The sequence below is a fragment of the Intrasporangium sp. genome (genome assembly GCF_039812505.1).
Taxonomy (GTDB): Bacteria; Actinomycetota; Actinomycetes; order Actinomycetales; family Dermatophilaceae; genus Intrasporangium_A.
In genome coordinates this window covers 1-9,806 of record NZ_JBDIAQ010000133.1, presented here as the reverse complement: position 1 = coordinate 9,806, position 9,806 = coordinate 1, and the positions used below count along the sequence as shown (strand labels likewise).

Genomic DNA, 9,806 nt, shown 5'->3' with positions numbered 1-9,806 from the left:
GCTCCGGTGTCGGCGCCTGCCCGGCGCGCTTCCTCGATGACACCGGCCGGCCTCCTGTCGTGTGCGGACTCCCGAGCCTAGCCGTCGGCTGGAGCCCGGTCCCCGGGTGTGCGTCAGGACGGCCCCGGTCGGGCGAAGCCGGCGAGCCACGCGACGGGCCCAGCCGATGTTCCGGGTCCCGGGCGCGAAGGAGCCCCGCCCCAGATCGGGGCTTCCTCACCACCTGCTCCGCCACGGGGAGCAGCGGGCCCACTGCTCCCCGTGGCGGAGCAGGTGGTGAGGGTCACGCGGCCGGGCCGGTCGACCGGGCGCCGTTCCCGTCCCCTTCGTTCCTCGCTCCAGTGGGCTCGGCGGGTCGGCAGCACTGCGGACGGATGGCCACTGTCGGCGCCTTGTGTCCGGGACGGCGCCGGCGATCGGAGCCACCCCCATACCCAGCCGGCCCGGGCGAACTGGTTGTCCACAGCTGTTGCGTGGCAGACGACCGGACGACGGCCGGCATGGCAGGCTGGCCGCGAGACGGACGGAAGGTGGGCCATGGGCAAGGGCCGTAGGCGACGGAACGGGTCTGGCACCCAGCGTGGGAGCACGCCTCGACAGCCAGGTGCCTCGTTCGGCGCACGGAGTCCTCGAGCGGGTGGGGACGCCCCCGGGCAGGCGGACCCGGAAGTGCTGGCGGCTCTGGTGCCGGCACTGCTGCACGACGCGCTGGCCGCCATGGACCGTGGTGACCAGTCGGGGGCCGACGCCGCAGCGGTGGCCTTCGCACGGGTCTGCAACGCGCCGGTGACCCGGCGCGTCGTCGTCGCCCACTTCGTCACCTCGCTCACCGACGCGACGACCGAGGCGTGGCGACGTGGGTGGCAGCCGGCCGACGTCCATCGCTACGCCGGGAAGGCGCTCACGGCACCGGAGCAGGCTCTCGTGACCGACGTGATGAGCCTCGAGCTGGGGCGCTATGCGGCCGCGACCGTCGACCCCCGGTGGCTCGGGCAGCTCGACGAGGTCGGCGGCGGTGTCTGGTGGGCGGCCTCCGAGACCCTACTCGACGCCCACCGGGAGCGCGGTCTCGACTGGCCGACACTGCTGACCCGGACGCTGGCCGTGCTGCACCTCCTCCTGACGCTGCCTCGGCTCGAGTGCCTCACGCCGCTGCCGGGGTCGGTGGTGCCACCGCGCCCTTCCCCGTCCGCCCCTGGTTCCGGACAGCCGGACAGACCCACGGTCGACGAGCGGATCCTGTCCCGCGTGCGGCAGCTGCTGGCCAAGGCCGAGTCGACCACCTTCGAGGCCGAGGCAGAGACGTTCACCGCTGGTGCGCAGGCACTCATGGCGCGACACAGCATCGACGCCGCGCTGCTCGCCGCCGGCGGTGACGAGTCCGGCGCTGCGCCGGACCGGCCGCACGGTCGTCGGATCGGTATAGACAACCCGTACGACAGCGCCAAGGCCATGCTCCTGAACGCCGTCGCCTCGGCCAACCGGTGCAAGCTGGTCTGGAACCGCGAGCTCGGCTTCGGCACCGTCGTCGGCTTCGAGGCCGACCTCGAGAGCGTCGAGGTCCTCTTCACCTCGCTGCTCGTGCAGGCCACCCGGGCGGTGACCTCCGCCGGTTCGCGCACCGACGCGTATGGCCGGAGCCGGACGAGGTCCTTCCGGCACTCGTTCCTGATGGCGTATGGGGCCCGCGTCGGCGAGCGGCTCCAGCAGGTTGCCGGCCAGGAGGTCGACACCGCCACCGCCGAGGGTCGCTCCGCCGGACGCGAGCTCGTCCCACTGCTGGCGGCCCGGGCCGAGCACGTCCAGCAGGTGGTCGATGACTGGTTCCCTGATCTTCGCGACAAGGCGGTGCGGGTCGGTCGCGACGCCGAGGGTTGGCACTCCGGCCGCGCCGCCGCGGACCGGGCCCATCTCGGAGTCGGGGAGCAGATCGCGTCTGCCTGACGTTCTTCGAGGCAGGGCCGACGCCCGCTCGGCCTTGGCCGGTGTGCGACCGATCCACGCGGTCCCACGCGGCAGACCGCAGGCAGTTCACTCCGCGCAGTTGGGGCATGCGCCGGACAGCGGCATCTCCATGAAGCAGGTCGGGCACACCGCGCCACGCCGGACCGTGCTGGAGGCTGCGTGACTCCGAGGAGGTCGGCTCTGGCGGCGAGGCCGGGTCCTGCGCGCCGCCGGGGCGAGATGCGGCGCGGCGTCCGCAGGGACGTCGGCGCCCCAGTGCCGGTAGCACTCCAGCCGGGTGGTCGCTGCCTGCAGCTCCCGCGCCACGGGGTCCTCGATCCGTCCCAGCCCGGCGGCGCGGAGCACCTCGTTGTACCCGGCCCCGACCTGCCCGTCCTGCTGGTGCACGACCAGGGATGCCAGAGCCGGCTCGCCACGCACGTTGCTGACCTTGGTGAGGTCCACGAGCAGGGCGGCGACCCAGTTGCCGGCCGCTGCCTTGGTCCACAGTCCCGACCGCTGTTGGATCTGCTCACCGAAGTCGGCGTAGGTGATGACCGCGTCGTAGCGCCCAGCGGTCTCGACCAGGATCTCGTACGCGTGCTTGGCCCAGTACGGGCGAGCCACGCTCGGCCGCACGTAGTGCTCGGGCTCGGTATTGACCATTCCTCCATGGTTGGCCCAACCCGGGTCCTCACTCAAGGGCTCACGGCCGCGGGTCGCCTGCCCATGTCGAGATGCGGATGAACAATCGGACCGCGGCCCGATAGTGGGTGTCGACGCGGCCGCTAGCCCACCGACAATCGGACCGCGGCCTGATAGTGGGTGTCGACGCGGCCGCTGGACCACTGACAGTCGGACCACGGCCCGAAGCAGGGTGCAGCGGTGCCGGCGCAGGGCCTTGACGACGCGGCCGGACCGCAGGGGCGGCAGCTCGCAGCGTCGGTCAGAGCGCCGCCGGCAGGGTGGCCAGCACGTGGGCGTAGTTGACGCGCTCCTGCTCGAGCCGGACCGACGTGCCCAGCTCGTTGTCGCGCAGCATGCGGTACACGTGAGCCTCGTCGGGCGTCAGCCGCTCGAGGGTGGCCCGGGATGGGGTGGGGTCGGTGGTCCACTGGTCCGCATGCCCGGTGAGGGTCTGCAGGTCCATGAGCACACTGCGCACCTGGGGGAGCCGGCTGCGCAGTCGGTCGAGGATGACGAAACCGTCGGTGTCCAGGTCACCCCAGTAGACGACGTCGCGATCGCGCAGCCAGGGGATCCGCCCGAGGCGCAGCACGTCGAACCCGGCCCCGAAGAACGCGATCGCGCCCACCACCCGGGGCAGGGCGAGGAAGGTGATCTCGTTCTCGACGACGAGCACCTGCCGGGCCGCGGGCTCGAGCGTGGCGAGCTCGTCGACCCGCACCGTGGCGTCGGTCAGCCCGTCGAACAGCCCGGTGCCGTCCAGCGACCGCAGCCGGGTCATCGCCGGTTTGTCGCGGAAGCCGTACCTTCGCGCGAAGTCCCTTCCTGCCGTGCGGGACTCGTCCGCGAGGCCGGGAGCGATCGCGTCGAGCAGCTCGGCCAGCAGCGACCGGTGGCCCTCGATGAACTTCGTGTCCACCCCGGGCACGTCGATCTGACGAAGGTATGCCGCTGTCCCCGCCTTCGCGCGCAGCCACAGCGCCGTGTCGATGACCTTGGGCCAGATGTCCGCCCGGTCCAGCGCCTTCATCGGGTGGGCGATCGCCCAGCCGGCGATGGCCTGGTCCGCGGCGGCGCTCAGCTGCAACAACCGTCGGTAGGCGGCGACCTCCTCGGTCACGCGCAGCAGGCGCCACACCTGGTCGGGTTCGTCGAACCAGGCGGCCCGAGGCAGTGCGTTGGACCCGACGAGCCGACCGCCGACCGCCTTCGTCTCGAGGCGGAACGCGGCCGACCGACCGGACCCGGCGGCGCGCTGCAGTGACGCGGCCCAGTCCTGCACCGCCCCGAAGTCGCCGGCCAGCTCGCGCGCGGTCGGTGCGCGCAGCGGGACCCGGATCGGGCTCCACGCCTGGTCGCCCACGACGGTGCGCAGCAGCTCGCCCCGGTCCCAGCGTCGCCGGAGCACGGCTCGGACCTGCTCGATCCTCGTCCAGCCGTCCTGCACAGCGGTCATGCCTCGTGGCTCTCCACCAGCCCGGCGACACGGGCGATCGCCGTGGCGGCCCGCTCCCGCTGGTACTCCTCGATGGTCAGGTTGTGCAGTCGGGAGGACCGTCCGCTCGGGTTGTCGACGAAGCCGACCCGGCGGACGAACGGCTCGATGGTGTGCACCTTCTGTAGGGGAGTCACCACGAGCAGCTGCAGCCCGAGCCGTTTGAACAGCTGCAGCGCGTATCGGGTCGACTCGTCCGACCCGCGGCCGAACGCCTCGTCGATGACGGCGAACCGGAAGGTGCGAGCTGACCCACCGGACGTGTCGAGGCGGAACTGGTAGGCGAGCGAGGCGGCGAGGATCGTGTAGGCGAGCTTCTCCTTCTGGCCGCCCGACTTGCCGTCGGAGTCGGCATAGGTCTCGTGCTCCTCGTCGGACTCGCGCCACCGTTCGGAGGCGTTGAAGACGAACCAGTTGCGCACGTCGGTGACCCGCGCCGTCCACTGTCGGTCGTGCTCGGCGAAGCCCTCACGCCCCCGGAACCGGGCGATCAGCGCGCGGACCTGGTCGAACTTCTGCTCCGAGTAGAGGTCGTCGGTCTCACCGCCGAGTACACCCTCGGTGCAGGCCCGCAGGTCGGCGCGGAACTGTCGGATCTCGGTGAGCGGAGTGGCCACGGCGTCGAGCCGGATGAACCGGTCGGTGTTGTAGTCGATGTCGCGCAGCGAGGTGTTGATGATCCGGATGCGCTCGGTGATCTCCTTGGACTGTTGCAGCAGTCGGGTCTGGAAGCCGGCGATCTCGCGGATCGTGTTCTGGTTCAGGAAGCGCTTGAAGTCCGCCTCGAACCGCGGCAGGTCGTCTCGCGCCACTCGCTCGCGAAACTCCCGGAACTCGCCGGCCGCCTCGATGCTCGCGTCCATCTCCGTGGTCTCGGCGGGGTAGTCGCGGCGCAGCGCGTCCATGAGCCGCTCGGTGCGCGAGGTGGCGCTGTTGAGCCGGCGCGACAGGGTCGTCGACTGTTCGACCAGCTCGGCGCGCAGCTGCTCGGCGACGCCCGGGACGGCGTCCGTCCTCGCGACCCCGCGAGAGCGCAGCGTCGAGGCCGCCTGCTCGACGGCGGGCCGGGCCGACGCCGCCATCCCGGCCAGCACCTCGGTGTTGCGCTGCCGGTCGGAGTCGAGGTCGGCCAGCCGGCGCTCGAGCCCGCCCAGGGTTCGCTCGTGCCGGCCGCGCCGCTCCTCGGCGTTGCCCAGCTCGGTCTCGACCACCGCGAGGCGGGCATCGATCTGCGCGAGCTCGCGTGAGGCGTCGACCAGCAGCGCGAGCTCCCGCTCGACCTCGTGCAACGCCCGCGAGCAGGACCACCAGTCGATGTCGCGCACGTCGTCGACGACGAGCACCCGGGTCAGTGCCTCGCGGCGCTGCCGCAGCTCGCGCTGTCGCGCCTCGGCCTGCCGGATCGCGCCGTCGACGGAGTTCAGCTGCTCCTGCACGCGCGTGCCGCGCTCGATGAGGGCGTCCTGCTTGGCCTTGTTGTCCCAGCCGAGGACGTAGCGGGACTGGTCCTCGACCCGGTGCCGGTCGTCCTTCTCGTGGAAGCTGCCCGACTTGACCTGACCGCGCACGGTCACCGCCCGGCTGACCCGCCGGAAGTCGTCGAGGCTGTCGACGCACTCGTGCGCGGCCCGAGCGGTGAGCTCGGCGCCCAGCCAAGCGGCATACGGGCTGTCGCGCAGCTCCAGCTTGGCGGCGAGGGTGCCGGAGACCGGCGCGGCGGGCTGGTGCCGCTCGGCGGGTCGGACCCGGTGGTAGACCAGCCGGGTGCCGAGGTGGTGGCCGTCGACCCAGTCGGCGACCCGACGGTAGTCGGCGTCGTCGACGATGAGCGACAGGGCGAAGCCGCGCAGCACGCGTTCGGCGGCCCCCCGCCAGCGGTCCTCGCCGGGACGCACCTGGAGCAGCTCGCCGACGAACGGGACCCGCGCCTCGGCGACGCCGGACTCCTCGCAGAGGCGGTCGCGCAGGGTCAGCAGCTCGCGCGGGATGCTCGACCGGCGCTGGCGCAGGCTGACCAGCTCGGCGCGGATCTCGTCGGACTCCGTCCGAAGCCGGTGCCGTTCGACCACGTGCTCGTTCTGTCCCTCCCCGACCCGGGTGCTCTCCTCGTCGACGGCGGTCTGCGCATCGAGCGCCTCGCCGCGGATGCGTGGGAACTCCTCGGGGTCGGCCAACCGCTCGAGCCCGGCGGCGGCCAGGTCGTCACTCCACGCGCGGTGCCGCTTCGCGCGGGCCTGCTTCTCCTCGGTATGCCGCTGCCTGGCCTCCTCGAGGGCGCCGACCCGTCCGCCGGCGTGCCCCGCGCGGGCGTCGCGCAGCCCCTGCTGCTCGGCGCGCAGCGTCGCCACCTCACGCTCGGCCCCCTCGTGTGCGGCCCGCTCGTGGGCGAGCAGCACCTCGGTCTCCTCGGCGGCCGCGCCGAGCAGCTCGAGCGTGACGGTGGCAGCGGCATACCGGAGGGCCTGTTGGGCGTCGGTCGCCGCGGCGAGGTCGGCACCGAGGCGGTCCACCTCGTCGCAACCGGCGACGATCGGGTCGAGCGCGGCCAGCTGCGCGCGCGCCTTGATGACGGCGTCGTGTGCCGCGGTGAGGTCCTCGAAGTGCTCGATGAGCCCCCGCACGCGGGTGGCGGCGTCGAACGGCTCGAGCATGTGGGCGCGGACGAACTCGGTCAGGTTGCCGACCGACTTCATCGAGACGGTCTGGTGGAACAGCTCCATCGCCTGGCTCGACGGAACGCCGAGGGCGCGACGGTAGGCCCGTTCGTACTCGGGGAAGGTCGCGTGCGGGGTGATGCCGACGCCGCGGAGGCGCTTCTTCAGCGCGGTGACGTCGGTGCCGAAGTCGCTGAGGTCACGGACTATCCCGAGCTCCCGGTCGGCCACGACGTAGAAGCGGTTGGGCTGGCCGGCATGGTCGTCGGGCAGCCAGAAGACCTGCGCGAGGGTCACCGACGAGTCGAGCCGCTCGTTGCGGAACACGGCCAGGACGGCGCTGTGGGAGGTGTGGTCGCGCAGCGCCACCGGCCGGGACAGGCCGGTCGTCTCGCTCCGCTCGGACTTCCAGTGGCCCAGGACGTAGGAGCGCAGGCTGCGCTCCCTCGTCTCGGCGCCGGCCGCCTTGTTGTAGGAGATGCGCTGGGCCGGCAGGAGCAGGGTGGTGATCGCGTCGACGAGGGTCGACTTTCCCGAGCCGATGTCGCCGGTGAGCAGGGAGGTGTGGCCGCCGAGGTCGAAGCGCCACACCGCCCGGTCGAAGGTGCCCCAGCCGAGCAGCTCGATGTGGTCGAGCCGGTAGCCGGGGGCGCCGAGGCAGCCGTCGAGAGGGAGCTCATCCATCGGTCCGGTCCTCTCGGTCGGGGGCGCCGGGGGAAGTGGTGGCGCCGGCGGCAGCGTCGTCGGGCTCGAGCGTGGCCAGGTACTCGCGCAGCCGTTCGTCGAGCTCGGCCAGCCACTGGGCGTCGACGTAGGCCTTCAGGATGCGGCGCACCTCGTAGGTGTGCTCCTGCCCGATGATCCTGCGCAGGAAGCCCAGCGCCTCGACCTTGCCGATGAGCGAGTCGACCTCGGCCGTCAGACGCACCTCGTTGGTGCCCTGCGGAAGGTGGACGCGCAGCAGCTCGGCGATCTGCTCACGGGTCAGCACGAGACGCGGGTCGCTGCTGCTTGCGTCGAACTCGGCCAGGCGTTTGCGCAGCAGCGCGAGCAGCAGGCTGACCCGGAAGGAGAGCCGGTGTCGCGGGACGAGCCGAGGGATGTCGACGTCGTCGAGGTCCAGCTGGCGCAGGTGGGCGTATCCCTCGGCCTCGTCGATGACCAGCTCGAGACCCATGACCGCCATGTGGTCGCGGACCCGCGACTGGTGCCGGCGCAGCAGGGTCCACCCGTTCGGGTTGTCGGCCTGGTAGATCACGCCGCGCAGCAACGGGATGACGATCCGGGACAGGCTGAGCGCGTCGTCGGTGATCGCGGGGGTCGGGCTGGGTTGGGCGGTCATGCCGGGTCCTTCCCGTCGGGGCGGACATAGAGCAGCGTCGGGATGTCGGCCTCACGGCACAGGTCGTCGTCGGTCCAGGTGACGCGTTGTCGGGTCGTGTCGTCGATGACCAGCTCGATGCCGTCCTCGTTGAGCCCGAAGTAGGCCATCAGCTCGGAAAGGCCCTGCTCGGGCGGGGCGTCGTCGAGGATCTCGCCGAGGCTGACCTGGGGGCGGTGCCGCAACGCGGCCCGGACCTGGCCGACCAGGCGGGCGTGGTCGACCTGGTCGACGTCGAACAGCACGCTCGTCTCGGCCGGCTCGGCTGCCTCGGTCACGGCGCTGACGATCTGCGGCCGGGCCGGCGGCGAGTAGAGCGGGCGCTCGAACGGCAGGCTGATCTCGGGCCGGATACCGGCCAGCTCCATCTGGATCTCGGGACCGACGCCGTGGATCGCGGGGCCGGCGTCGCGCGCGGCGACCGAGCTGCTCTCGATGCTGCGGAGCAGCTCGATGACCCGGCGGTTCTCGAGCCAGACCGTGTCGTCGAGGAACCGACGCAGCTGGTCGGAGAGGGTCCGCACCGTCGACTGGGTGCGGTCGGCGGCGGCGAGCCAGTCACGGTCGATCCGGCGCACCCGGTCGTCGGCGACGATGGCGTCGAGGTGGTGCACCGCCTCGAGCAGCCCGGACAGCTCGTCCTGCCGGTCGGCCGACAGCAGGAAGTCGTAGAAGGCCTGGAAGCTGCGGCCCTGGTCGGACTCGGAGATCGCGTTGCGGTCGCCGAGCAGCTCGTCGAGCAGCTCACCCTTGGACCCGTCCCAGCCCGCGATCGTCTGGCGCATCTGCCGGTCGAGCGCGCGGAACTTCACCTCCACCTCGCGGAAGTCGGACAGCAGCTCACGGGCCGTGCTCGCGAACTGCTGGTAGCGGTCGCGTTGGCCGGTCGGGTCGAGCACGTCGATCTCGCCCGCCTCCGCGCGGGCGATCTGCTCCTCGATCCGGGCCTGCTGCGCCCGCAGCAGCTCGAGCCGGTGCTCCGGGTCGGCGTCACTGCCCTGGACGATCTGTCGCAGCAGCCCGACCAGCGTGTGCAGCCGCGACTCGGTGCCGACGAACGCTCGCTCCTGCAGGCTGGCGACCCAGGCCACCGCCCGCTCCAACGCCGGCGTGGCGTCGACGTGCGGCTCGTCGCTGCCGTCGACGTAGTAGAGCCGCAGCCAGGCCGAGTCGGAGCCCGCCCAGTCGGCGACGTACGCCGAGGCCGACTTGGGGTAGGCGTCCTGCCCGAGCTGCTCGCGAAGGGCGTAGAGCTCGTCGTCGAGGCGGCTGACCAGCTCGGCCCGGGTCAGCACCCGCACGTTCTGCTCGACGAAGGTCCGGCCGAGGAAGCCCACGATGAGCGGTGCGTTGGCCGCGCGCAGCAGCCGCCACGCGGGATGCCCGTCACGCAGCCGGGCCAGGTCGTCGTGGGTCAGCATGGGGACCTCCTTTCGCTGCGGCGAGCATAGGCGAGCCCACCGACAGTCCCCGGCGGAACGACGAACGCGGCACGACGAACGCGGAACGACGTCCGGCGGCGCCGCTCGACGACCGGCCCCAGGGCCCGGCGGGCCACCCAGGGGCTGTCGGCACGTCGGTGACCACCGCGGTGCCATGCTGTGAGGCACAGCCCCGGACATCCGGCTGGCACCTCGACCAAGGA

General features: G+C 72.2%; 6 protein-coding genes. 1 reads left to right on the top strand and 5 read right to left on the bottom strand.

From position 1 onward, the window contains the following. Positions 1-669: 669 nt before the first annotated feature. The gene (locus tag WMI84_RS14470; RefSeq protein WP_347354352.1) at positions 670-1,944 is read left to right on the top strand and encodes a DUF2786 domain-containing protein; all 1,275 of its coding nucleotides are present in this window, start codon (positions 670-672) and stop codon (positions 1,942-1,944) included. Positions 1,945-2,031: 87 nt separating this feature from the next. Here the strand turns inward: WMI84_RS14470 and WMI84_RS14465 are convergent, their stop codons facing one another. The 5 genes from WMI84_RS14465 to WMI84_RS14445 all read right to left on the bottom strand — a co-directional run bounded on the left by WMI84_RS14465 (position 2,032) and on the right by WMI84_RS14445 (position 9,582). Next, positions 2,032-2,610, bottom strand: coding sequence for a hypothetical protein (locus WMI84_RS14465; RefSeq protein WP_347354350.1), 579 nt, complete (start codon positions 2,608-2,610; stop codon positions 2,032-2,034). A gap of 280 nt (positions 2,611-2,890) precedes the next feature. Beyond that, positions 2,891-4,087, bottom strand: a complete 1,197-nt coding sequence (locus WMI84_RS14460) for a Wadjet anti-phage system protein JetD domain-containing protein (RefSeq protein WP_347354348.1) — start codon at positions 4,085-4,087, stop codon at positions 2,891-2,893. Continuing rightward, the gene (locus WMI84_RS14455) at positions 4,084-7,464 is read right to left on the bottom strand and encodes an SbcC/MukB-like Walker B domain-containing protein (protein WP_347354346.1); all 3,381 of its coding nucleotides are present in this window, start codon (positions 7,462-7,464) and stop codon (positions 4,084-4,086) included. The genes WMI84_RS14460 and WMI84_RS14455 overlap by 4 nt, the downstream gene beginning before the upstream one ends. Continuing rightward, positions 7,457-8,122 (bottom strand): DUF4194 domain-containing protein, encoded by a 666-nt coding sequence (locus tag WMI84_RS14450; RefSeq protein WP_347354344.1) that lies wholly within the window; start codon positions 8,120-8,122, stop codon positions 7,457-7,459. Before WMI84_RS14450 ends, WMI84_RS14455 begins: the two co-directional genes overlap by 8 nt. Then, a complete protein-coding gene (locus tag WMI84_RS14445; protein ID WP_347354342.1) occupies positions 8,119-9,582 on the bottom strand; it encodes a DUF3375 domain-containing protein in 1,464 nt (487 codons plus the stop codon). The genes WMI84_RS14450 and WMI84_RS14445 overlap by 4 nt, the downstream gene beginning before the upstream one ends. Positions 9,583-9,806 lie beyond the last annotated feature (224 nt).

Bases quoted from the DNA above. Each gene is read 5' to 3' on its own strand.
- WMI84_RS14445 (WP_347354342.1), bottom strand. From the start codon at position 9,582: ATGCTGACCCACGACGACCTGGCCCGGCTGCGTGACGGGCATCCCGCG.
- WMI84_RS14465 (WP_347354350.1), bottom strand. From the start codon at position 2,610: ATGGTCAATACCGAGCCCGAGCACTACGTGCGGCCGAGCGTGGCTCGC.
- WMI84_RS14455 (WP_347354346.1), bottom strand. From the start codon at position 7,464: ATGGATGAGCTCCCTCTCGACGGCTGCCTCGGCGCCCCCGGCTACCGG.
- WMI84_RS14460 (WP_347354348.1), bottom strand. From the start codon at position 4,087: ATGACCGCTGTGCAGGACGGCTGGACGAGGATCGAGCAGGTCCGAGCC.
- WMI84_RS14450 (WP_347354344.1), bottom strand. From the start codon at position 8,122: ATGACCGCCCAACCCAGCCCGACCCCCGCGATCACCGACGACGCGCTC.